This window comes from Rhizobium sp. 2YAF20, from assembly GCF_052114685.1.
Lineage (GTDB): Bacteria > Pseudomonadota > Alphaproteobacteria > Rhizobiales > Rhizobiaceae > Rhizobium.
The window spans coordinates 342558-366161 of sequence record NZ_JBFRFF010000002.1; the positions used below are offsets into that span (position 1 = coordinate 342558).

23 protein-coding genes are annotated in these 23604 nt (G+C 60.3%); 19 read left to right on the top strand and 4 right to left on the bottom strand.

The genetic code is table 11. The annotated features are described in order from the left end of the window. Positions 1–4: 4 nt before the first annotated feature. The 7 genes from AB4Z52_RS05750 to AB4Z52_RS05780 all read left to right on the top strand — a co-directional run bounded on the left by AB4Z52_RS05750 (position 5) and on the right by AB4Z52_RS05780 (position 5571). On the top strand, positions 5–331 hold the full coding sequence (locus AB4Z52_RS05750) for a YciI family protein (protein WP_442216945.1): 327 nt from the start codon (positions 5–7) through the stop codon (positions 329–331). Between the two features lie 26 nt (positions 332–357). Then, entirely contained in the window at positions 358–1596 is a 1239-nt protein-coding gene (odhB, locus tag AB4Z52_RS05755; RefSeq protein ID WP_442216946.1) for a 2-oxoglutarate dehydrogenase complex dihydrolipoyllysine-residue succinyltransferase, read from the top strand. Positions 1597–1650: 54 nt separating this feature from the next. Continuing rightward, a complete protein-coding gene (locus AB4Z52_RS05760) occupies positions 1651–2040 on the top strand; it encodes an MAPEG family protein (protein ID WP_442216947.1) in 390 nt (129 codons plus the stop codon). 7 nt (positions 2041–2047) lie between these two features. Beyond that, complete coding sequence (locus AB4Z52_RS05765) at positions 2048–2803, top strand: SDR family oxidoreductase (RefSeq protein ID WP_442216948.1); 756 nt, start codon at positions 2048–2050, stop codon at positions 2801–2803. Between the two features lie 18 nt (positions 2804–2821). Next, entirely contained in the window at positions 2822–3460 is a 639-nt protein-coding gene (locus AB4Z52_RS05770; protein ID WP_442216949.1) for a LysE family transporter, read from the top strand. Between the two features lie 26 nt (positions 3461–3486). Continuing rightward, positions 3487–4893, top strand: coding sequence for a dihydrolipoyl dehydrogenase (lpdA, locus tag AB4Z52_RS05775; RefSeq protein ID WP_442216950.1), 1407 nt, complete (start codon positions 3487–3489; stop codon positions 4891–4893). 66 nt (positions 4894–4959) lie between these two features. Next, positions 4960–5571, top strand: a complete 612-nt coding sequence (locus AB4Z52_RS05780; protein WP_442216951.1) for a DUF2867 domain-containing protein — start codon at positions 4960–4962, stop codon at positions 5569–5571. On the opposite strand, the gene AB4Z52_RS05785 is transcribed toward AB4Z52_RS05780, so the two are convergent. Together AB4Z52_RS05785 and AB4Z52_RS05790 are read right to left on the bottom strand one after the other, a co-directional pair. Further along, positions 5549–6637, bottom strand: coding sequence for a TraB/GumN family protein (locus AB4Z52_RS05785; protein WP_442216952.1), 1089 nt, complete (start codon positions 6635–6637; stop codon positions 5549–5551). The two genes, AB4Z52_RS05780 and AB4Z52_RS05785, sit on opposite strands and share 23 nt — an antisense overlap. 83 nt (positions 6638–6720) lie before the next feature. Further along, on the bottom strand, positions 6721–7656 hold the full coding sequence (locus tag AB4Z52_RS05790) for a tyrosine recombinase XerC (protein ID WP_442216953.1): 936 nt from the start codon (positions 7654–7656) through the stop codon (positions 6721–6723). A 138-nt stretch (positions 7657–7794) separates the two neighbouring features. Between AB4Z52_RS05790 and AB4Z52_RS05795 the strand changes: the two genes are divergently transcribed. The 9 genes from AB4Z52_RS05795 (at position 7795) to AB4Z52_RS05835 (ending at position 17375) form a co-directional block, all read left to right on the top strand. Next, on the top strand, positions 7795–8748 hold the full coding sequence (locus tag AB4Z52_RS05795) for a GNAT family N-acetyltransferase (RefSeq protein WP_442216954.1): 954 nt from the start codon (positions 7795–7797) through the stop codon (positions 8746–8748). A gap of 19 nt (positions 8749–8767) precedes the next feature. Further along, positions 8768–9262, top strand: coding sequence for a GNAT family N-acetyltransferase (locus AB4Z52_RS05800; protein ID WP_442216955.1), 495 nt, complete (start codon positions 8768–8770; stop codon positions 9260–9262). 58 nt (positions 9263–9320) lie between these two features. Then, complete coding sequence (locus AB4Z52_RS05805) at positions 9321–11543, top strand: primosomal protein N' (protein WP_442216956.1); 2223 nt, start codon at positions 9321–9323, stop codon at positions 11541–11543. A gap of 193 nt (positions 11544–11736) precedes the next feature. Next, positions 11737–12123, top strand: coding sequence for an AGROH133_08824 family phage infection protein (locus AB4Z52_RS05810; protein WP_442216957.1), 387 nt, complete (start codon positions 11737–11739; stop codon positions 12121–12123). Between the two features lie 260 nt (positions 12124–12383). Then, positions 12384–12950: a F0F1 ATP synthase subunit delta gene (locus AB4Z52_RS05815; protein ID WP_442216958.1), complete on the top strand. Its 567-nt coding sequence runs from the start codon at positions 12384–12386 to the stop codon at positions 12948–12950. After that, the gene (gene atpA / locus AB4Z52_RS05820; RefSeq protein WP_442216959.1) at positions 12950–14479 is read left to right on the top strand and encodes a F0F1 ATP synthase subunit alpha; all 1530 of its coding nucleotides are present in this window, start codon (positions 12950–12952) and stop codon (positions 14477–14479) included. The genes AB4Z52_RS05815 and atpA overlap by 1 nt, the downstream gene beginning before the upstream one ends. A 45-nt stretch (positions 14480–14524) precedes the next feature. Then, a complete protein-coding gene (locus AB4Z52_RS05825) occupies positions 14525–15412 on the top strand; it encodes a F0F1 ATP synthase subunit gamma (protein WP_442216960.1) in 888 nt (295 codons plus the stop codon). Between the two features lie 23 nt (positions 15413–15435). Continuing rightward, positions 15436–16890 (top strand): F0F1 ATP synthase subunit beta, encoded by a 1455-nt coding sequence (atpD, locus tag AB4Z52_RS05830; RefSeq protein ID WP_442216961.1) that lies wholly within the window; start codon positions 15436–15438, stop codon positions 16888–16890. Positions 16891–16967: 77 nt separating this feature from the next. Continuing rightward, the gene (locus AB4Z52_RS05835) at positions 16968–17375 is read left to right on the top strand and encodes a F0F1 ATP synthase subunit epsilon (protein ID WP_442216962.1); all 408 of its coding nucleotides are present in this window, start codon (positions 16968–16970) and stop codon (positions 17373–17375) included. 64 nt (positions 17376–17439) lie between these two features. Here the strand turns inward: AB4Z52_RS05835 and AB4Z52_RS05840 are convergent, their stop codons facing one another. Then, the gene (locus AB4Z52_RS05840; protein WP_442216963.1) at positions 17440–18360 is read right to left on the bottom strand and encodes a LysR substrate-binding domain-containing protein; all 921 of its coding nucleotides are present in this window, start codon (positions 18358–18360) and stop codon (positions 17440–17442) included. Between the two features lie 109 nt (positions 18361–18469). On the opposite strand from AB4Z52_RS05840, the gene AB4Z52_RS05845 reads away from it, so the two are divergent. The 3 genes from AB4Z52_RS05845 to AB4Z52_RS05855 are packed head-to-tail and all read left to right on the top strand — an operon-like array spanning position 18470 to position 22267. Beyond that, a complete protein-coding gene (locus tag AB4Z52_RS05845) occupies positions 18470–19624 on the top strand; it encodes an iron-containing alcohol dehydrogenase (RefSeq protein ID WP_442216964.1) in 1155 nt (384 codons plus the stop codon). A 1-nt stretch (position 19625) separates the two neighbouring features. Beyond that, the gene (locus AB4Z52_RS05850; RefSeq protein ID WP_442216965.1) at positions 19626–21125 is read left to right on the top strand and encodes an aldehyde dehydrogenase family protein; all 1500 of its coding nucleotides are present in this window, start codon (positions 19626–19628) and stop codon (positions 21123–21125) included. A 20-nt stretch (positions 21126–21145) separates the two neighbouring features. Continuing rightward, positions 21146–22267 (top strand): mandelate racemase/muconate lactonizing enzyme family protein, encoded by a 1122-nt coding sequence (locus AB4Z52_RS05855; protein WP_442216966.1) that lies wholly within the window; start codon positions 21146–21148, stop codon positions 22265–22267. Positions 22268–22339: 72 nt separating this feature from the next. Here AB4Z52_RS05855 and AB4Z52_RS05860 read toward each other — a convergent pair whose 3' ends face one another. Continuing rightward, on the bottom strand, positions 22340–23569 hold the full coding sequence (locus tag AB4Z52_RS05860; RefSeq protein ID WP_442216967.1) for an acyltransferase family protein: 1230 nt from the start codon (positions 23567–23569) through the stop codon (positions 22340–22342). Positions 23570–23604 lie beyond the last annotated feature (35 nt).

Sequence of the window (23604 nt, forward strand, 5' to 3'; positions counted from 1 at the left end):
TGCGATGGCTTATTTTCATCTGAAACTAACGCCACCGCGCCAAAGCTTTCCGCATGATGCGACTGCAGAGGAAATGGCCGCCATGCAACGTCACGCCGCCTATTGGCGGCAGAATGCGGAGACCGGGATGGCGATCGCCGTCGGCCCGGTCTTCGAACAACAAGGTGCGTGGGGGATGGCAATCATCGAGGTCGCGGACGTTGAAGCCGCACGTGCTGCCGGTAACGCCGATCCCGTGGTCCTTGCCGACCTTGGCTTCCGATACGAAGTTTCGCCCATCCCTTCGCTCATTCTCCGGCAATCCGTCGCCGGAGCATCATCAAACACATAGTGATCAAAACAATCAGGATTTGAACAATGGCCACTGAAATCCGCGTTCCAACCCTTGGCGAGTCGGTCAGCGAAGCGACCGTTGGCACCTGGTTCAAGAAGGTCGGCGATGCCGTCAAGGCCGATGAGCCGATGCTGGAGCTTGAAACCGACAAGGTGACGATCGAGGTCCCGGCACCTGCCTCCGGTGTGCTGTCGGAGATCGTCGTCCAGGCTGGCGAGACCGTGGGTCTCGGCGCGCTTCTGGGCCAGATCGGTGCCGGCACCGGTGCAGTCGCTGCGCCCGCCAAGGCTGCCGAGCCTGCCGTCGCTGCGGCTGCAGCACCCGTTGCTGCCGCTGCCGTTTCTGCTCCGGCCGCTGTGGCGTCCTCCATGCCGCCTGCACCTGCTGCCTCGAAGATGCTTGCGGAAAACAATCTCTCGGCCGATCAGCTCGACGGCAGCGGCAAGCGCGGCCAGGTGCTGAAGGGCGACGTCATCGCCGCCGTCAACAAGGGTCTTTCTGCGCCTGCCGCTTCCGAGCCGGCAAAGGTTGCAGCCCGCGCGCCGACCGCGATCGAAGATGCGCCACGCGAAGAACGGGTGAAGATGACGCGGCTGCGTCAGACGATCGCCCGTCGTCTCAAGGATGCGCAGAACACGGCCGCCATGCTGACCACCTATAACGAGGTGGACATGACGGCGGTGATGGCGCTGCGTGCGAAGTACAAGGACATCTTCGAAAAGAAGCATGGCGTCAAGCTCGGCTTCATGGGCTTCTTCACCAAGGCCGTGACCCATGCCTTGAAGGAACTGCCGGCCGTCAACGCCGAAATCGACGGCACCGACATCATCTACAAGAATTACTGCCACGTCGGCATGGCCGTCGGCACCGACAAGGGTCTGGTCGTCCCCGTCATCCGCGACGCCGACCAGATGACGGTTGCCGAAATCGAAAAGGATCTCGGCCGTCTTGCCAAGGCTGCCCGCGACGGCACGCTGTCGATGGCCGACATGCAGGGCGGCACGTTTACGATCACCAATGGCGGTGTCTACGGTTCGCTGATGTCCTCGCCGATCCTCAATGCGCCGCAGTCGGGCATTCTCGGCATGCACAAGATTCAGGATCGCCCGGTCGCCATCGGCGGTCAGGTCGTCATTCGGCCGATGATGTATCTGGCGCTGTCCTACGACCACCGTATGGTTGACGGCAAGGAAGCGGTAACCTTCCTCGTTCGCGTCAAGGAAAGCCTCGAAGATCCGGAACGTCTGGTTCTCGATCTCTAAGGGTATGGCGGGGTCGCGGTTGCGACCCTTTCTCCCATCGCGGAAAAATCTCCCATGGCACAGGAACTGGTCTATCTTCTCTGGAGCGCGGCGCTCGCCTTCGCCTATGTAATGGCGCAGGCGACGGCCTTTCGTTTCCAGACCGGCCTTGTGACGGCAAACTCGACCCGGGACAGTGAGCCGGAGCCCGATCTGATGACGGGGCGGGCAACGCGGGCGTTGCGCAATTTCCAGGAAACCTATCCGATCTTCATCGCGCTTGCAGTGGTCGCCGTCACAAGTGGCCGCGCCGATGCGTTGACCTATTGGGGCGCGCTGTTGTGGTTCTGGGCGCGCGTTGCCTATCTTCCCGCCTATCTCATGGGTCTTAGTCCCTACCGGTCGTGGATATGGTCCGTCTCCGCCATCGGCCTCGTGCTGATGTTTGCAGGCATTGTGTTGTGAGGATGAGATGAGCGACATGCGACCCGTCCTTGTTGTTACTGGCGGCAGCCGAGGGATCGGCGCGGCCATCTCCCTTTCGGCCGCCCATCTCGGCTGGGCCGTCGTCGTCAACTATGCTTCGAACAGGTCCGAAGCCGACAAGGTGGTCGGCTCGATCCGCGATGCCGGCGGCGAGGCTTGCCTGGCTCAAGGCGATGTCGGCACGACCGATGGTATCGCGTCGATCTTCTCCGTGGTCGACAAGCAGTTCGGCCGGCTGGATGGTCTGGTCAACAATGCCGGCGTCGTCGACATGCCGCAGCGGATCGACGAGATGTCGCCCGAGCGGCTGGACCGGATGTTCCGTATCAATGTGACCGGCTCAGTTCTTTGTGCCGCCGAAGCCGTAAGACGGATGTCGACCCGCCATGGCGGCAAGGGCGGAGCCATCGTCAACATTTCGTCGATGGCCGCCGTACTTGGCTCTGCCGGGCAGTACGTCGACTATGCCGCCTCCAAAGGCGCGATCGACAGTTTTACGATCGGGCTTGCCCGCGAACTGGCGACGGAGAGCGTGCGGGTCAACGCGGTTCGTCCGGGGATCGTCGATACGCAGATCCATGCTTCCGGCGGACTTCCCGATCGGGTGCGAGACATGAGTTCGGCCATTCCGTTGCAACGGGCCGGCACAGCGCAGGAAATAGCCGATGCGGTGCTTTATCTATTGTCACCTTCGGCTTCCTATATAACCGGTGCAATCCTCAATGTGAGCGGCGGACGATAACAAGCTAGGGACGCAGTCATGCAGTATATTCTCGAATTCCTCGGCCTAATGGCCGTATTCTCGATCTTCATCGTTGCACCGGGCGCGGATTTTGCCGTGATCCTGCGCCAGAGCATCGTGCATGGCCGGCGCGCGGCGATGATGACAGGTCTCGGCATGGGTTTCTCGCTGCTGTTCCACATCAGCTATACCATCCTCGGGCTTGGCCTGATCGTCTCCAAGTCGCTGCTTCTTTTCGGGCTCATCAAATGGGCAGGTGTTGCCTACCTCGTCTATCTCGGCATCAAGTCGTTTCGCGAGCCCGGTTTCAAGGTGGCGGATATCGACGTCGGCGAGCGGGATGAGAAGCCTGTTTCCATCTGGCGGTGCCTGGCGACCGGTTTCGTCACCAATGCGCTGAACCCGAAACCGGTGCTTTTCTTCCTGTCGCTGTTTTCCACCCTGGTCCATCACGACACCCCGGCGCCGATCCAGTTCAGCTATGGAATCGGCATGGCAACGGCGCTTGTCGCCTGGTTCGCCGGCGTCTCGATCTTCTTCACGGTAAAACCCATTCGCGATCGCTTCATAGCCGGCGGCAAATGGTTCAACCGCATTACCGGAGCGGCACTTGTCGGCTTCGGCCTTCGCCTTGCGTTGGCGCGCGCCGCCGACTAACCGAAAAATCCAAAAGGAATTAATCGATGTCCTACGATGTGATCATTATCGGAACCGGCCCCGGCGGCTATGTCGGCGCCATCAAGGCAGCCCAGCTCGGCCTCAAGGTTGCCGTCGTTGAAAAGCGGGCGACGTTTGGCGGCACCTGCCTGAATATCGGCTGCATTCCCTCCAAGGCGCTGCTGCATGCCTCCGAGATGTTCCATCAGGCCGGCCATGGCATGGATGCGCTCGGCATCGAGGTTGCGCAAGCAAAGCTCAATCTGGCGAAGATGATGGCCCACAAGGACGCGACGGTGAAATCGAATGTCGATGGCGTCGGTTTCCTCTTCAAGAAGAACAAGATCGACAGCTTCATCGGCACCGGCAAGATCATCTCCGCCGGCAAGGTTTCCGTCACCAACGACAAAGGTGAGAGCCAGGAGATCGAAGGCCGGAACATCGTCATTGCCACCGGTTCGGATGTGGCCGGCATTCCCGGCGTGTCGGTCGATATCGACGAGAAGGTCATTATCTCGTCGACCGGCGGCATCGCGCTCGACAAGGTGCCCGCGACCATGATCGTCGTCGGCGGCGGCGTCATCGGCCTCGAACTCGGCTCCGTCTGGTCGCGCCTCGGCGCCAAGGTCACGGTTGTCGAATATCTTGACACGATCCTTGGCGGAATGGACGGCGAGGTCTCCAAGCAGTTCCAGCGGATGCTCGCAAAGCAGGGTATCGTCTTTCATCTCGGCGCCAAGGTCACGGGCGTCGAAAAGACGGGGGACGGTGCCAAGGTCACGTTCGAGCCTGCCAAGGGCGGCGAAAAGACAGTGCTTGATGCCGATGTCGTGCTGATTGCCACCGGCCGCAAGCCATACACTGCAGATCTCGGCCTCGAAGAAGCCGGCGTTGCACTCGACAACCGCGGACGCGTGGAGATCGATGGACATTATAAGACCAACGTTCCGGGCATCTATGCGATCGGTGACGTCGTCAAGGGCCCGATGCTGGCGCACAAGGCAGAGGACGAGGGCGTTGCGCTCGCCGAAATCCTCGCAGGTCAAGCTGGCCATGTGAACTACGAGGTTATCCCCAGTGTTGTCTACACCCAGCCGGAAGTGGCCTCTGTCGGCAAGACCGAGGAAGAGCTGAAAGCCGCAGGCGTCGCCTACAAGGTCGGCAAGTTTCCGTTCACGGCCAATGGCCGCGCCCGCGCTATGCTGGCAACGGACGGCTTCGTGAAGATTCTCGCTGACAAGGAGACCGACCGTGTCCTCGGCGGACACATCGTCGGCTTCGGCGCCGGCGAGATGATCCACGAGATCGCGGTGCTGATGGAATTCGGCGGTTCGTCCGAAGATCTCGGCCGCACCTGCCATGCCCACCCGACGATGTCGGAAGCCGTCAAGGAAGCAGCGCTGGCGACCTTCTTCAAGCCGATCCATATGTAGCTTTGAAATTCAAGGCCCAACTTTTGGAAAGCCGTACCCAGGGGTACGGCTTTCTCGATTCAAGGGTTGCCGGCCGCCGCTACAGATCGTCGCGGTTGTCGTTCTAGTTTAGCACGCCTGATCCCGTGTGATACCCTCGCGCTGACGGTCACCGAGGCGCTGGAAACCATGATGCAAGCCAAACCTTTAAAAGTGGCGGTCAAATTGCCGAACGCGGCCTTGCCGCAGGCGGACTGGGCGGATTGCTACCAGCTCGATATCCCTGAAAACAACGTGTCGGCAATCGACGCGGCGAAGCTGGCGCTGGGGCACTTTCCGCTCTGGGTGCGCCTTTTGATGCGGCTTAGAAATATCATCGTCGCGCCGTTCGGACTGAAATCAACGGGAGACCATTCGCCAGGTACGATCGAAATGGTCGGGCCTTTCCCCGTGCTGAGCCAGTCAGCGCAACAGGTGGTGCTCGGCTTCAATGACCTTCATCTGGATTTTCGCATCATTGTCGATGTTGCAAACCGCGGTGGCCGCCAAACAATCAGCGTGGCGACGCTGGTCAGGCGCAAGATCATGCTTGGCAGGATCTATATTGCTGCCATCACGCCGTTTCATCGGCTTATTGTGATCGCGATACTTAGTCGCTTGGGCCGGCGGCTGTCGATCAATCAACGGCCGTCACGGTAAATCCCTGCTTGCGGAAGAGTTCGACCAGCCCCTGGTCGCCGGTCAGATGCAGGGCGCCGACAGCCATGAAGACATTTCCGTTGGCAAGGATCGGGGCCGCGTGTTCGGCCATGACCTTGTTGCGGTCGAGAATGATGCGCTGTTCGAAGGCGGCGTAGTCGCTGCCATCGTCATTGCCGTCGGGAGCGACGATCTTCAGCATCGGCATCGTCGCGCCGATATCGCCTGCGAGATAAAGATCCGTCATCGTCTCGACGACGTCCTGCATCTTGTCGCCGAGTTGCAGCGTTTCGATCAATGATTTGAGGTGAAATTCCACCGGAAGATCGGCCATTGCCTGCAATTGGTCGCCAAGGGTCTCGAGACCCTTCACCTGTTTGCCGGCGGCAGCGGCCTCGATGGCGATCCTCTGGTCAAGAAACTGGGCACCCTTGGTCTTGCGGGCGATCTCGCAAGGCGGCAAGGCAACGACGCTCGAGATCATCCATGGACGCATGCGCGAGACGGCAGCAAGCGGAATGCCACGCTCCTTCAGACCTGCCTCTAGCTTGGCGTTGTCTGCCGGCGACAGGAATTTGCTGATGGTCGAACCGTCGGTGAACATCATCAATTCCGGTTTAGCCAGCAGCGCCATGGCGGCTTTCTTGTCGTCGAGAATTTCGTCGGATTCGACGATGATCGTGTCGGCAGCCTTGTCGGCCTCAGGCGCTCCCTTCGGCATGGTCAAAACCCGCGGATCGGTCACGTGCATGGTGCCGAGCAGCCACGAAGGCCTGATGCCGGGCTTCTCCAGCTTCCAGAAGATGCTTTTTCCATTCGCAACCTTGTCGCTCTCGGCAAGGATGGCGGCATACTTGATCGGGTCGTTTTGCTGAAGCTCGGCCAAAAGGTTCTTGCCGGTGCAGCCCGAGGCCACGTCGTCCGCACGCGCCGGCGTCAGTGATGCGATGGTAAAGATGAGTGCAGCAGAAAGAGCCAAAGGAAGCGATGCGGCAAGCCACAGGAGAACCGTGCCGGGTTTCGGCACTGTCAGGCGCGGCATTCTTTCGCTGAAGTCAGACATCATATTGACGTTCCAAAGAGAGGCGTTGGTCCAAGCTCTACGCGCCTGTTGCGGATAATCCCTTAACGCGCTCGGTTAACGGGGCGTTATGCCCTGGGATGGGCGCGATCATACACCTCAAGCAGACGGGATGCATCGACGCCGGTGTAGACCTGCGTCGTCGACAGGCTGGCGTGGCCAAGCAGTTCCTGGATCGTGCGCAGATCGCCGCCACCGGCAAGCAGGTGGGTCGCAAAGGAGTGGCGCAGCGCATGCGGCGTCGCGGTGTCTGGCAGGTTGAATGCGCTGCGCAGTTTCTGCATGCCGCGCTGGATGATGCCAGCTTGCAGCTTGCCGCCGCGGGCGCCGCGAAAGAGCGGTCTCTCGGGATCGAGATGGTAGGGGCAAAGCTCGCGGTAGGTCTCGACAGCTTCCACGACGACCGGCAGCAGCGGCACGATGCGGGTCTTGTTGCCCTTGCCGGTGACGCGCAGCGACGTGGCAGCTGGTCTCAGGTCAGCGGCGAGCAGATCGAGCGCTTCTGAGATGCGCAGGCCGCAGCCGTAGAGCATGGTCAGCACCGCTGCATCCCGGGCGGCGATCCAGGGTTCGTCGTGCAGCTGCGCTTCATTGCTGACCACATTGATCGCCTGATTGTCGGAGAGCGGCTTCGGCAGGGACTTTGGCTGTTTCGGCGAACGGACGGCGGCCGCGCCCGCCGCGTTGACCAGACCTTTCTTTTCCAGGTAGCGAAGAAGTGAACGAAGGCCCGCAAGATTGCGGCCGAGCGAACGGGCGCCGGCGCCATCCCTGCGCCTTGCGGACAAAAAGGCGCGGAAGTCGGCCGGCCGCAACTCCTGGATGTCCTTGATCGTCGTCGGGCTGGCAAGATGGCCGGTGAGAAAGGCCAGAAACTGGCGCGTGTCGCGCTCATACGCGTCCAGCGTGTGTCGGGACAATCGTCGTTCGTTGCTCAAGCCGTCGAGCCAGCGTTGCCGTTCCGCCATCAAAGGGGCCTCGGCAATGATCAAGAGCTCGTTCATGCAAACCTCTTGAATTTGAAATTCAGTCTGCCACTTTGAGGCAAGGAGGGTTATGGAATCGCTAACGTTTCGGGAGCGATGTCATGCTTCGATCACATTGCGTTGCGATAGAATATCACCAACCAGGCAGGATCTTTGATGGCGCGGCGCGAACCCACGACAGCACTCGGGCAGCTTGCAGGCGCTATTGCACTGGTTTCGCAGGGGCAGCCCGGGCACATCGTCGACACGCTGATCGCCGAGCGCGGGCAAAAGATCGTCAACAACCCGCTCTGGCCGCTGATGCGACCGTTTCTTCACATTGTGCTGCGTTATCACAAGGCAATCGAATTTGCCGATGACGTCGCCAACATGCCGGGCTTCCAGTCGTTCGAATATCTGAGCAATGTGCTTGAGCTCGATATCAGGGTGGCCAATGAGGAGCGCATTCCGGCATCCGGGGGTTTCATCCTCGTCAGCAACCACCCGACCGGCATTGCCGACGGGGTCGCTGTCTTCGATCTGCTGAAATCGCGGCGTCCGGATATGATGTTCTTTGCCAATCGTGACGCTATCCGCGTCAACCCGCGTTTTGCCGAGATGATCATTCCCGTCGAGTGGCGCGAAGAGTACAAGACGAAGCTCAAGACCCGCGAGACGCTGCAGTTGACAAACCGGGCGATCAAGGAGGCAAAGGCCACGGTCCTGTTTCCCTCCGGTCGCATCGCCTTCTGGGCAAACGGCAGGCTCAATGAGCGTCCCTGGAAGACCTCTGCCGTGGGCCTTGCCCGCAAATACAATCTGCCGATCCTGCCGGTCCACATGTCCGCGCGCAATTCCGGCCTGTTCTATTGGTTAGCCAGATGGTCGACGGAGCTGCGCGACATGACCATCTTCCACGAGCTCCTAAACAAGCGCGGCGATCGCTTCGAATTCCAGATCGGCGAGCTCATTCAGCCCGAGGAACTAGACGGGGATCTGAACGAGGTTACCAAGGCGCTGGAGAAGCTGACCGTGCACGATATGGCGGCAGACCCCGATGCACGGTTCGTTTCGCTTCAGGGGCAGGACACCGATATCGATGTTCGTCGCCTCGCTGTCCATTCGGGATAACGGAATTTTGGTTTGCGTAATGCCTTTGATGTCAATCATACCGGTGTCTGCGGAATTGCCTGAGGGTATCGCGCTTCTGCGAACCGAAGCGGATCGCGAAGGCCATAGGCACATGGCTCGGCTCGTCAACGAATGGGACGAGGGGATCAACCGCTTTGACCGAATTGGTGAATGCCTCCTTGCGATCTATGACGGTAAGCGGCTTGCGGGCATCGGTGGCCTGACGCAGGAGCCGGAGATCGCGCGGGTGCTGCGCATGCGGCGTGTTTACGTCTCGCCCGCTGCTCGACGAAAAGGGATCGGTCGCTTGCTCGTGGCCGCGCTTGTAAAGCGCGCAGTGGTGAGCGCGAGCGCGATTGCTGTGCATGCCGGAACAGATGAGGCGGCTGTCTTTTGGGAATCGATGGGTTTCAAGTCATGTTCCATCGGAGGCGCTACCCATCGTCTCGAATTGATGGCGCTGTCCACCCGCCCATCTTGCGACGACAATCAGGCCGATTGCCTAATCCCATGATTGTTTCCGATCAGTCGACGGTTTCATTTTCCGGCGACTGCGGGCATGGTCTGGCGAAATGAGCAACGATTCTTCCGATCTTTTTGGCGCGCTTTTTAAGGCAGCGCCGGTGACGCGCACAGTGCCTGTTCTCGTGCCGATGCCGGCGCCGAGGCCCTATTCCTATGCCGTGCCGGAAGGCATGGCGGTCGAGGCCGGTTCGGTGGTGCAGGTCCCGCTCGGCCCCCGACAGGTGATCGGCGTGGTCTGGGACGGCGGGGATGAGGATGGCGGGGTCGATCCGAAGAAGCTCCGACCGATCACGCGGGTGTTCGATTGTCCGCCGCTTGGCAAGGAGATGCGTGATTTTATCGATTGGGTCTCGGCCTATACGCTGTCGCCGCCCGGACATGTCGCCCGCATGGCGCTGAGAGCTCCGGCTGCGTTTGATCCGGAGCCGATGGTCGAAGGCCTCAGATTTGTCGGTGGGGCGCCCGAGCGGCTGACGCCGGCACGTTCAAAGGTGCTGGAAATCGCTGCAGATGGGATGTCCTGGACACGCAGTGGGCTGGCGCATGCCGCCGGCGTCTCGACCAGCGTCGTCGATGGGCTGATCGGCCAGGGCATTTTCGAGACAATGTTTCTAGCGCCACCGCCGGTCGTCGCAAAGCCCGATCCCGGCTTTGCCGCAGCGCGGCTCGAAGGGCCGCAGCGGCAGGCGGCAGAAGATCTTGTCAGCGAGGTCGAAAAGGCGGTTTTTTCCGTATCGCTGATCGACGGCGTCACCGGCTCTGGCAAGACCGAGGTCTATTTCGAGGCGATCGCCGAGACATTGAGACAGAAAAAGCAGGTCTTGATCCTCCTGCCGGAAATCGCGCTGACGGCAAGTTTCCTCGAACGCTTTCAGGATCGTTTCGGAGCAAAGCCTGCAGAATGGCATTCCGATCTCGCACCGCGCACGCGCGAAAAAGTCTGGCGGCAGGCGGTCACCGGCGATGTCAGGGTCGTTGCCGGCGCGCGCTCGGCCCTGTTCCTGCCGTTCGAGGATCTCGGCTTGATCATCGTCGATGAGGAGCACGATCCTGCCTACAAGCAGGAGGATCGCGTCTTTTACAATGCGCGCGACATGGCGGTCGTGCGTGGCCGCATCGGCGATTTTCCCGTTGTGCTCGTCTCGGCGACCCCATCGGTCGAAAGTCAGGTCAACGGCCAGAGCGGCCGCTATAGCACGATCCACCTGCCGACCCGTTTCGGCGACGCGGCGATGCCGGATCTGCACCTGGTGGACATGCGCCGGCATGCCCCCGAGCGCGGCGGCTTCTTATCCCCGGTTCTTCTACGTGCCGTCGGCAAGACGATGGAGCGCGGCCAGCAAGCCCTGTTGTTTCTCAATCGTCGCGGCTATGCGCCGCTGACGCTATGCCGCGTCTGCGGCCACCGCTTCCAGTGCCCACAATGTTCGAGCTGGCTTGTCGAGCATCGGTTTCGCAGGCAATTGCAGTGCCACCAGTGCGGCCATGCCGAACGCACCCCCGAGGCCTGCCCGGAATGCGGCACGCTGGACCACCTCGTGGCCTGCGGACCCGGCGTCGAGCGCATTGCCGAGGAGGTGGAGAAGCATTTCCCAGAGGCAAGGACGATCGTGCTCTCGTCGGATATTGCAGGTGGGGTCAAGCGGCTGCGGCTGGAACTAGATGCTATCGCCAAGGGCGAGGCGGATATCGTCATCGGCACGCAGCTTGTCGCCAAGGGTCATAATTTCCCGCTGATGACCCTGGTCGGTATCGTTGATGCCGATATTGGACTGGCAAACGGAGATCCGCGGGCGGCGGAACGGACGTTCCAGCTTCTGTCGCAGGTCACCGGCCGAGCCGGCCGAACGGGTTTGAAGAGCCACGGCCTGCTGCAGACCTATCAGCCGCAACATCCGGTCATGCAGGCGATCGTTTCCGGCGATGCGGCTGCTTTCTACGAGCGGGAAATTGCCGAGCGGGAGCGCGCCATCCTGCCGCCTTTCGGCAGGCTCGCCTCGATCATCGTCTCGGCCGAGACGCGCAGCGATGCGGAGACCCATGCGCGCGGGATGCGCAACGCCGCGCCCGAGGTGACGGGTATTTCGGTGCTCGGGCCGGCGGAAGCGCCGCTTGCCCTGGTGCGCGGCCGCCACCGGTTCCGGCTGCTGGTGCACGGGAGGAGAAATTCCGACATGCAGGGCTTTCTGCGGGCAATGCTGGCGCAAGGCCCAAAGGAGCGCGGCTCGATCCATGTCCAGCTCGATATCGACCCGCAGAGCTTTTTGTAAGGATCTTCCGTCGTCAATTATCCCTTTTTCGAGCGGATGCGATACCAAAAGGGATAAACTCTGATTTTCCAATGGTTTATTCTGGCTGTTGCCGATGGGAATGGTCGGGTGCCATTACTTGTTTCGACATTTCCTCCACCTGAGCTTCATGCAATAAATCGATTTGCATATAACGGTGATTTGGGGACGATCGATGGAGCTTTATTTTCCGGCAGACCTTGGTGAACAGCTTGCCTATTGCGCGGCCGCCTTCACCGCGTTCATCGGCTTTTTCATGATGTTTGCGCCGGGCTACACTTTTCGTCTCCTTGGGCTGCAGACCCGCGAAGGCCGCACCGGAGCCTATGCCGAGGGTCGCTCGACGATGGGCGGCTTCTACCTCGGGATGGGGTTGTCGGCCATCCTCCTGGCCCAGCCGATGGTCTACCTCGCTCTTGGCGGTTCGTTCGCACTGGCGGCCTTCGGACGAATCCTGTCGATGATGTCCGACAAGGGAAATGTGCTTATCAATCTTGTACTTCTGGTTGTTCAAGCCATCCTTGCCGCCCTGCCTCTTCTCTATGTTTTCGGCTTTCTTTGAGCAGACGACATGCGGCGCATATTAGTAGAATGGCGCCTCGCATGATGTTTTTGTCGTTTTGCCCGCAGAAATTCATGTGAAAGGCTTATTCGGCCGATACGCGTGTTGCGAGTCTCAACATCCTATGTTAGACGGACCCCGAAATTCGGAAGAAGCGGGAGGCAGCTCCTGCTGCTTTCTGGGGGAAATCAAAACGAATTCAAGACTATAGGGCATCCGCTCGCCGGAAGCCGAATTCTTGGATGTAATCAGGGAAATTTGTGCCCGTGGCAGACACATCCCATCCGGTATCAGGTGTTGCAGAACGCTACGCGTCGTCCTTGTTTGAATTGGCGCTAGAAGAAGGTGCCGTCGACAAGGTGACTGCCGATCTCGACCGCTTCCAGGCCATGCTGGACGAAAGTGAAGATCTGAGGCGGTTCGTTGGCAGCCCGGTCTTTTCTTCCGAGGACCAGGCAAGGGCAATCGAAGCGCTTGCCGCCAAGGCTGGCATATCCGGCTTTTTCGGCAACTTTCTCAAGGTCGTTGCGCGCCATCGCCGTTTGTTCGCCCTACCGGGCATGATCAGGGCTTTCCGGATCATCGCTGCCGAGCAGCGTGGTGAAGTTACCGCCGAGGTCACCTCGGCGCATGCGCTGGCACCGGCGCAGGAAGAAGAATTGAAGGCGGCGCTGAAGGGCGTCACCGGCAAAGAAGTTAAGGTCGCCGTTACGGTGGACCCGTCTATTCTTGGTGGTTTGATCGTGAAAGTGGGGTCGCGACAAATTGATACGTCGCTTCGCACCAAACTTTCCACCCTTAAGCTTGCATTGAAAGAGGTTGGCTGATGGATATCCGCGCCGCGGAAATTTCCGCAATTCTGAAAGACCAGATTAAAAACTTTGGCCAGGAGGCTGAAGTCTCCGAAGTCGGCCAGGTTCTTTCCGTCGGTGACGGTATCGCCCGCGTCTATGGCCTCGACAACGTCCAGGCCGGCGAAATGGTCGAATTCCCGGGCGGAATTCGTGGCATGGCGCTGAACCTCGAATCCGACAATGTCGGCGTGGTCATCTTCGGCTCCGACCGCGACATCAAGGAAGGCGACATCGTCAAGCGGACCGGCGCCATCGTTGACGTTCCAGTCGGTCCGGAGCTTCTCGGCCGCGTCGTCGACGCGCTGGGCAACCCGATCGACGGCAAGGGCCCGATCAACGCGACCCGCCGTTCGCGCGTCGACGTCAAGGCTCCCGGTATCATCCCGCGCAAGTCGGTTCATGAGCCGATGTCGACCGGCCTCAAAGCCATCGATGCGCTCATCCCGGTCGGTCGCGGCCAGCGCGAGCTCGTCATCGGCGACCGCCAGACCGGCAAGACCGCCATCATTCTCGACACGATCCTGAACCAGAAGGCCATCCACGACAACGGACCGGACAGCGAGAAGCTGTACTGCGTCTACGTCGCCATCGGCCAGAAGCGTTCGACCGTCGCCCAGTTCGTCAAGGTTCTCGAAGAACGCGGCGCTCTGAAGTATTCGATCATCGTTGCTGCGACCGCTTCCGATCCTGCTCCGATGCAGTTCCTGGCACCGTTCGCCGGCTGCGCCATGGGCGAGTATTTCCGCGACAACAGCATGCACGCCCTGATCGGCTATGACGATCTGTCGAAGCAAGCCGTCGCCTATCGCCAGATGTCGCTGCTTCTGCGCCGCCCGCCGGGCCGCGAAGCCTATCCGGGCGACGTCTTCTATCTTCACTCGCGTCTCCTTGAGCGCGCTGCAAAGATGAGTGACGAAAAGGGCGCCGGTTCGCTGACGGCTCTGCCTGTCATCGAAACCCAGGGTAACGACGTTTCGGCCTTCATTCCGACCAACGTGATCTCGATCACCGATGGCCAGATCTTCCTTGAAACCGACCTTTTCTACCAGGGCATCCGCCCGGCTGTTAACGTTGGTCTCTCGGTTTCCCGCGTTGGCTCGGCCGCGCAGGTCAAGGCGATGAAGCAGGTTGCCGGCTCGATCAAGGGCGAGCTTGCCCAGTATCGCGAAATGGCCGCCTTTGCCCAGTTCGGCTCGGATCTTGATGCCTCGACGCAGCGCCTGCTTAACCGCGGTGCACGCCTGACGGAACTCCTAAAGCAGCCGCAGTTCTCGCCGCTGAAGACGGAAGAGCAGGTCGCGGTGATCTTCGCCGGCGTCAACGGCTACCTCGACAAGGTCGCAGTTCCCCAGATCGGCAAGTTCGAACAGGGCCTGCTGTCCTACCTCCGCTCGGAGGGCAAGGACATCCTCGAAGCAATCCGTGACCAAAAGGCAATCAGCGACGAGATCAAGGGCAAGCTCCAGGCTGCCATCGATAACTTCGCCAAGTCTTTTGCTTAATCGGGTCTTTGCCTGATCGGGCTTCACTTTTAGGACGGATAACGGATGCCTTCACTTAAGGATCTGAAAAACCGGATCGCCTCCGTCAAGGCGACGCAGAAGATCACCAAGGCGATGAAAATGGTCGCCGCGGCGAAGCTTCGGCGTGCGCAGGAGGCGGCCGAGGCCGCCCGGCCATATTCCGAACGCATGGGTGCTGTGCTTGACAACATCGTCCACGCCATTAGCGATGCCGACGATGCGCCGCTGTTGATGACCGGCACGGGTCAGGACAAGGTCCATCTCCTGGTCGTCTGCTCGGCCGAGCGCGGTCTTTGCGGCGGCTTCAACTCGCAGATCGCCCGTTTTGCGCGTGACCATGCCCGCAAGCTCGTTGCCGAAGGCAAGACGGTGAAGATCTTTACGGTCGGCAAGAAGGGCTATGACATCCTGCGCCGCGAATTTGCATCGCTGATCGTCGAGCGCAAGGAATTGCGTGACGTCAAGCGTGTCGGCTTCGACAACGCCGATCAGATTGGCAAGCGCATCATTGAGATGTTCGAAGCCGATGAGTTCGACGTCTGCACGCTGTTCTATTCCGAGTTCAAGTCGGTGATCTCGCAGGTGCCAACCGCGTTGCAGCTGATCCCAGCCTCCGCCACGGCGGCAGCACCGGTGGTCGATGCCGAACATGCGAGCGCCGTCTATGAATACGAACCGGATGCGGCATCGATCCTCGCCGATCTGATCCCGCGTAACATATCCGTCCAGATCTTCCGCGCGTTGCTTGAAAACGTCGCCGGCGAGATGGGTGCGAAGATGAGCGCGATGGACAACGCAACGCGCAATGCTGGTGACATGATCAACAAACTGACGCTCAGCTACAATCGCCAGCGTCAGGCTCAGATCACCAAGGAACTCATTGAAATCATTTCGGGCGCGGAAGCGCTCTGAGGTAAGGGAAAGAGGGTAAGAATATGGCTAAGGCAGCTACCCCCGCAGCGAAGACGCCTGCAATCGGTTCGGCCGGCAAGGTTACGCAGATCATCGGCCCAGTCGTGGACGTTCGTTTCGATGGCGAACTGCCGAAGATCCTGAATGCGCTTGAAACGACCAACAACGGCATCCGCCTTGTTCTGGAAGTCGCGCAGCATCTGGGTGAAAACGAAGTCCGTACGGTTGCGATGGACTCGACTGAAGGTCTCGTTCGCGGACAGGCCGTTTCCGACACCGGGTCGCCGATTATGGTTCCGGTCGGTATGGAAACGCTTGGCCGCATCATGAACGTCATCGGCGAGCCGGTTGATGAAGCAGGTCCGATAAAGACATCTGTGCGTCGTTCGATCCATCAGGAAGCTCCTTCCTATGTTGAGCAGTCGACGGAAGCACAAATCCTCGTGACCGGCATCAAGGTCGTCGACCTGCTGGCACCCTATGCGAAGGGCGGCAAGATCGGCCTGTTCGGCGGCGCCGGCGTCGGCAAGACCGTTCTCATCATGGAATTGATCAACAACGTTGCCAAGGCGCACGGTGGTTATTCGGTGTTTGCAGGCGTTGGTGAACGCACCCGCGAAGGCAACGACCTTTACCACGAAATGATCGAATCCGGCGTCAACAAGCACGGCGGCGGCGAAGGCTCGAAAGCAGCGCTCGTCTACGGTCAGATGAACGAGCCTCCGGGCGCACGTGCCCGCGTCGCGCTGACCGGTCTGACGGTTGCCGAAAATTTCCGCGACGAAGGCCAGGACGTTTTGTTCTTCGTCGACAATATCTTCCGCTTCACACAGGCGGGTTCGGAGCTGTCGGCGCTTCTCGGTCGTATTCCTTCGGCCGTTGGTTACCAGCCGACGCTTGCCACCGACATGGGCCAGATGCAGGAACGCATCACCACGACGACCAAGGGCTCGATCACATCGGTCCAGGCCATCTACGTTCCGGCCGACGACTTGACCGACCCGGCACCGGCGACCTCGTTTGCCCACCTTGACGCAACCACGAACCTTTCGCGTTCGATCGCTGAAAAGGGCATCTATCCGGCCGTCGACCCGCTCGACTCCACCTCGCGCATGCTCGACCCGCTGGTCGTCGGCGAGGAACACTATGAAGTTGCGCGTAAGGTTCAGTCGACGCTGCAGCGCTACAAGGCTCTCCAGGACATCATCGCCATCCTCGGGATGGATGAATTGTCGGAAGAAGACAAGCTGTCGGTTGCCCGCGCCCGCAAGATCGAGCGCTTCCTGTCGCAGCCGTTCTTTGTTGCCGAAGTCTTCACCGGTTCGCCCGGCAAGCTCGTCGCTCTCGAAGACACGATCAAGGGCTTCAAGGGTCTTGTGAACGGCGAATACGACCATCTTCCGGAAGCCGCCTTCTACATGGTCGGCACCATCGAAGAAGCGGTTGAAAAGGCAAAGAAGCTGGCTGCTGCCGTTTGATGCTGCCAATTGAGAGGCGCGCGGATATCGTTTCGTGCGCCGCTCTCTCACTGATGACAATCGAGAAGTGACGGGTCATGGCTGACAATTTCAAATTCGAACTGGTGTCTCCCGAACGCCTGCTTCTGTCTGAGACGGTGACCGAAGTCGTCATCCCGGCGAGCGAGGGCGAGATGACCGTTATGGCTCATCATGCTCCGACCATGACGACGCTCAAGCCGGGCCTCATTCGCGTTCGCACTGCCACCGGCGTCAAGAAGGACTACGTGGTCTTTGCCGGCCTCGCCGACATCCTGCCGAGCGGCTGCACGATCCTGGCCGAATCCGCCGTGCCGGTTGAGGAACTTAGCCGAGACGAGCTGACGCGCCGCATCAATGCCGCCAAGGCGGAACTCGAAGATGCGCTCCATCATGAGCACAAGTCTCGCCTCGAGCACTTCATCATGGAGCTGTCGCACCTGGGTAACTCGGTTCTTCCGAGCTGAACCCTTTAAGAGCAGTCTGGCGATTGAGAAAGCGGCTTCTGGCCGCTTTTTTTGTTGCCGCCGACTAGCTGACGGCCGGCGGCGTCTCGTCAGTCGTCAGGAGATGCTGGTGCAGTTGCGCTGCCTCCGGCGATAGCGCACGAAAGCGCGGCGTACCAAGATAATATCCAAACCCGGTCTCGACCCTGTCGCTGCCCACCGTCACCAGCGCTCCAGCCTTAAGCTGCTCCTCGATCAGGCCCAGGCTTCCAAGCGCGATGCCTTCACCGCGAAGAGCGGCTTCGACCGCCATGATATAGGTCGAAAAGGAGAGCCTTGGCTGCGGCAGGCTGCTTCTGGGGGGATGGGGGATACGGCCGAACCACTGCCGGAAGGATATCCAGTGGGCGTTGAAGCGCTCATAGTCGATAAGGTCAAGCCTGGCGATCGCCTCGGCGGTCAGGATATCGCCCGTGAGGCCGCGCTGGGCCAAATAGTCCGGTGAAGCGATGGGCACCAATATTTCTTTCATTAACAGCGTGAGGTTCCAGCGAGGATGCTCGCCGGTCGAATAGAGAATGACGAGATCGTTGGTCTCGGACGCCAATTCAGATGGCGTGTCCGTCGTCAGCAGTCGCACTGAAATATTAGGGCTTTCCTTGCCGAAGTCCTTCAGCCGCCGCCCGAGCCAGAGATGCGAGATTGAGCCGCTGGCGGCTATCGAGATCAGTTGCGTCGTCCCGCTTTTGAAAGGTTCAAGGCTCTCTTCCAGATATTCGAGCGTTGCCCTGACGCGCTGGAACAGTCGCTCACCCTCAGGCGTCAGCGCAAGATTGCGGCCGCGGCGGGTAAAGAGATCTGTGCCAAGATGGTCCTCGAGCCCCTTGATGCGGCGGCTGACCGCTGCCTGGGTAATATTCAGCTCGCGCCCGGCGCGCGAGAAATTCATCATGCGGCAGGCGGCATCGAAGACGCGAAAGGCTTCCAAGGGAATTTTCTCAAGCATAGGCTCTCCATGATCTCAGATCATCAATATGCCCGATAATTCCGCTTATTTGAATATCTGAAATTGTGATGCATGAATATGTAACGTCATTCAGCGTCCAAGCATTCAGGTGATCACCTTGCAATTTTCGCTCTCTCCCATTCCCGATATCCGTTTCGGCGAAGGCGCTTTCTCAGGCCTTGCCGCTGCCGCTCAATCATTCGGCGACGTCGCAGTCGCGGTGGTGATCATTGACGGCTTCCTGGCACAATCCGGTCTCGCCGGCGAGGTGAAACGCGCGCTCAGCGAGGCCGGTATCGAGACGCGGGTATTTTCGGATTTTTCCGGAGAGCCGAAGCTTCAGCATCTACGCTCGGCCATGGCGGTGGCTGCTGGCGCCGACCTCGTCATCGGCATTGGCGGCGGCTCTGCGCTCGATATCGCCAAAATCGTCGCCTGTGCTGCTGCGTCCGGCAAGGATCCGATGCATTACGCACTTGCCGCCAATCCGCTGCCGAAAAACCCGCTGAAAAAGATCATGGTACCGACCACGGCAGGCACCGGCTCGGAAACGTCAGCGACCAATATCTTTGCCGGGCCCGAAGGCAAGAAGCTCTGGATATGGGGTGCGGAAACCAAGGCCGACATCGTCATCCTCGATCCGGCGCTGACGACCACACTGCCGGCGAACCTCACCGCTTGGTGCGGACTGGATGCCTTCATTCATGCCTTCGAAGCGGCGACCAACCGCAACAGCCATCAGGGCGGCCAATTCTACGCTCACGAGGCGCTGCGGCTGATCACCGGTTCGCTCGAGACTGCGGTTAAGGAGCCTCGCGATATCGAGGCGCGCGGCAGGGTGCTGCTCGGCTCCTGCCTTGCCGGCATCGCGATCGACAATTGCGGCACGGCGCTTGCCCATAATGTCAGCCATGCCCTTGCCGGCCTTGCGCCCATCCACCACGGGCTGGCAACGGCGCTTGGCTTTGAGGCTACGCTTGCCTGGCTGGTCGAGGCAGATACCGCAGAACTCAATGCGGCGGCCAAGGCCTGCGGCCTTGCAGACGCCTCGATGCTGCCAGCCTTCGTCTCAGGCTTCATGGATCGCTTAGGCATTGTCCGGGCCTTGCCGGCGGCATTCGTCGGGTTCACGGCAGCCGATCTCGCCGCCGAGATGCGCGCAACCGAAAACCAGCCGATGCGCCGTTCAACCATTCGCGATGTCTCCGATGCCGACATCGACCAATTCGCCGCGACCGTCATGGCGCTTGCGAGAGGAAATTGAAATGACGAAGGAATTCAACCGAGACTACTGGGAAAAAGTCCTGTCTGAGCTGAAGCTGGAGGGGCGTCACTTCATCAATGGCAAATATCGCACTTCTGCTTCCGGCGAGACGTTTACACGTGTCCGCCCGATGGATGGCAAGCCAGGGGCTGTGCTTGCACGCGGCAACGCTGCGGATATCGACGTGGCAGTTGCTGCCGGTCGTGCGGCGTTCGAAAGCGGTGTCTGGCGCAAGAAGGACCCGCTCGACAAGAAGAAGATCATGCTTCGCTGGGCGGAGCTGATCCGCGCCAATGGCGAAGAGCTGGCGATGCTGGAAACGCTCGATGTCGGCAAGCCGATCATGGCTTCGCTCAACGTCGACGTTCGTCTCTGCGCTGACGGCATCCAGTTCTACGCCGAAATGGTCGACAAGATGTATGACGAAATCGCGCCGACAGGGCCGAGCGCCCGGGCTCTGGTCCGCAAGGTGCCGATCGGCGTGGTCGGTTGCATCACTCCCTGGAACTATCCGATGATCATCGATGCCTGGAAGCTCGGACCGTCGATCGCCGCCGGCAACTCGGTCGTGCTGAAACCGGCCGAGCAGTCGTCGCTTTCGGCCATCCGTCTCGCCGAACTGGCCTTCGAGGCCGGTCTTCCGGCAGGGGTGCTCAACGTCGTCACCGGCTATGGCGAGGAGACGGGCAAGCCTCTCGCCCTGCACATGGATGTCGACATGATCGCCTTTACGGGCTCGACGGAGGTCGGCAAGCTGATCATGGGCTATGCTGCCCAATCCAACGTCAAGCGGGTCGCCCTGGAGCTCGGCGGCAAGTCGCCGCTGGTGGTCTTTGCGGATGCCGATCTGGACGCTGCTGCCGTCGCCGTTGCCTGGGGTTGCTTCTACAATTCCGGCGAGACCTGCCATGCCTCGACGCGGCTGATCGTTCAAAGGTCAGTACAGGATCAATTGATCGAAAAGATAAAGGCGGTGACGAAGAGCGATATCGCGCTGAAGCATCCGCTTGACCCATCGGCGCAGATCGGCGCGTTGATCGAGGAAGCGCATATGAAAAAGGTGCTGGCGATGATCGCTGCCGGCGAGAAGGAAGGTGCGCGCCGGGTCTTCGGCGCCGAACAGGTGATGGGCGAGACTGGGGGCTATTACATTTCGCCCGGCGTCTTCGTCGACATGACCAACGATATGAGCCTGGCGCGGGAGGAAATCTTCGGGCCGGTGCTGGCCGCAATTCCATTCGATACCGAAGAGCAGGCGCTGGCGATTGCCAACGACACGATCTACGGGCTTGCCGGCGCGATCTTCACCAAGGATATGGATCGTGCGCACCGCTTTTCCGAGACGCTCCACGCCGGCACGGTGTGGATCAATACCTACGACATGTCGAATTTCGCAACGCCCTTCGGCGGCTTCAAGCAATCCGGTTTCGGCCGTGATCGTTCGGTGCATGCGGTCGACAAATATTGCGACTACAAGACCATCTGGCAGCAGTTCGGCTGAGGAGAGGGAGGGGCGTTACCATGAGCAAGATCGTTTCCATCGAGATCAGTCATCATCGACTGCCGCTGGACCCGCCTTTCAAGGCAAGCTGGGACGGCCGTCCACGACGCAATTTCGACGCGACGATCGTGCGGGTGACAGACGATGACGGCCGTCAGGGGATTGGGTCCGGCGACCTGATGAAGGGCTTCGAGGGCCATGAGGACCTGTTCATCGGACAGGATCCCCGGCATCTCGAACGGCACTACGAAGTCCTCTCGCACATCAATTTTCACTATGGCCGCTGCTGGCCGATGGACCTGGCCCTTTGGGACCTCTCCGGCAAAATCACCGGCGAGCCGGTCTGGCGCATGCTCGGCGGACGCTCGCACCGTGTCAGGCTTTATGCTTCCTCTGGCGTGCTGCGCGAACGTTCGGCCATGGCGGAGCAGGCGGAACGCTACATCGACGAGGGGTTCCCGGCGCTCAAGGTTCGCTTCTCCTCCTCGGCAGGCGGTCGCAGCAGCTGGCATGACGATGTCAAGGCCCTGGAGGCCATCAGGGCAAGGGTCGGCGACCGCATCGAATTGATGGTGGACTGCAATCAGGGTTGGCGGATGCCTTGGGACACGACATTACCCTGGACATTCAAGGATGCCCTGGCGGTCGCACGCGAACTGGAGCGGCTTGGCATCTACTGGATGGAAGAGCCGCTGTTTCGCTCCGACCGGAAGGGCATGAAGCGGCTGAGCGATGCGACCGACCTGCGGATCGCCGGCGGTGAGATGACCCGCGAGCTCTATGAGTTCCGCGACATCATCGAGGAGCGCGCCTTCGATGTCATTCAGCCCGATGTGGCGCTTGTCGGCGGCATTACCGGCTGTCGGCGTCTTGCCTATCAGGCGCGGGAGGCGGGTGTGATGTTCACGCCGCATTCCTGGACCAACGGTATCGGTGTGCTGGCCAACGCGCATCTGACCGCCGGCGTCGGCGACGCGCCCTGGCTCGAGTATCCCTACGACAATCCCGAATGGAGCGAGTCCCGCCGCGACTATCCAATGGCGGCGCCGCTCAAGCACAACAATGGCTGGCTTGAACTCGGCGAAGCGCCCGGGCTTGGCGTCGTCCTTGACGAAGACCGGCTAAAGGCCACGCGCGTTTGAGCCTTGCCGCTGCCTGGTTCCCTGGCCAGGCATCGTTTCGGCCGTCCTGCGCGCTTCGCAGGGCGGCTTTTTTCATTGCACCGGGACCTGTGGCTGCCTATCGGACGTCGCTCGGTCGCCTTCGAGGTTGCGCGCCCAAAGGATGACCGGGCGCTCGATGAAGAAGTAGCTCAATGTTCCCAGGAGAAATATGATTGCGACGGCAACCGGGGTCCAGGCGAGCCAGCCGGCCAGCATGTCGTCGGAACCGATGCCGAAAGCCGCAGGGTCGAGGCGGACGATGAGCAAGAGGACAACGTCCTGCCAGATATAAATCCCAAAAGAAATCGTGGCGATGAAGCGGGTGACGGGATTGTCGAGCACCCTTCCAACGACGATCGAGCCAGGCAGGATACACAGTGCGACTGCCACGCAAAGCGGCAACCACGGAAATCTGTAGGGGATGTCAAGCCAACCGTAACCCTCCCACTCGCCCGCGGTCGATAGCGCCAATTGGGCAGCCCCTGCTATAAGCGCGAGAGTGGCGATGATGTCGTAAAGCGGGGATCGTCGTTGCGACAACAAGGTGCGCATTCCAGCCGCAAATGCGCCGATTAAGAAGATTGCGAAAAAGCCTATCGGGTTAAATCGCGGCATCCATTCCTTCGCGCCGCCCAGCAGTCCGAATGTCCAGCCGCGGCTGGCGTCATCGATTGCAACATAGGTCACAATAAGCCAATGGACGAAAAGGGTGATGGCAATGATGCCAAGCCAAGCGATCCGCATGGCAATGGGCGATCGTCGGCCGGATTGCCGCGCGAATAGCAGCATGAGGCACATCGGCAAAAGCACGTAACACGTAGCCTCGAAGGAGATCGACCACAGCGGCCCGTCGACCTGGACCGGGAAAAAGGTGCGCCAGTGCCATTGGCTCATCAGGAAAAAACCGGCGAGGAAGCGGCCGATGAGCTCCCGGTCGAGCGGAAAGTGGAAAACCGAGATGCTGAGGCCGAAAGCGACGGTCAGCGCCACCCAATATCCCGGCAGAATACGGGCCGCGCGTCGCAGCGCGTAGATCTTCAGCGAAGGTGGAGGCAGCCCCCTGTCCAGCGCCGACCAGAAGGGCCGAGCCAGCAGGAAGCCGCTGAGGACGAAGAAAAGCGAGACGCCATAGTTTCCGAAGCGGAAGAACTCAAATGTCGGGCTGAGCGATGGCGATAGCTTGCCAAGGTCGAGCCGAAGCACCAGGTGATGGGCCAGCACCAGCAGGCAGGCCAGCGCCCGGATGAAATCCGCACCGGCCAGGCGTCCCCGGCGATCCATTCGTTCCTCCCGCCAATTCTCCTGACCTCTGGTTA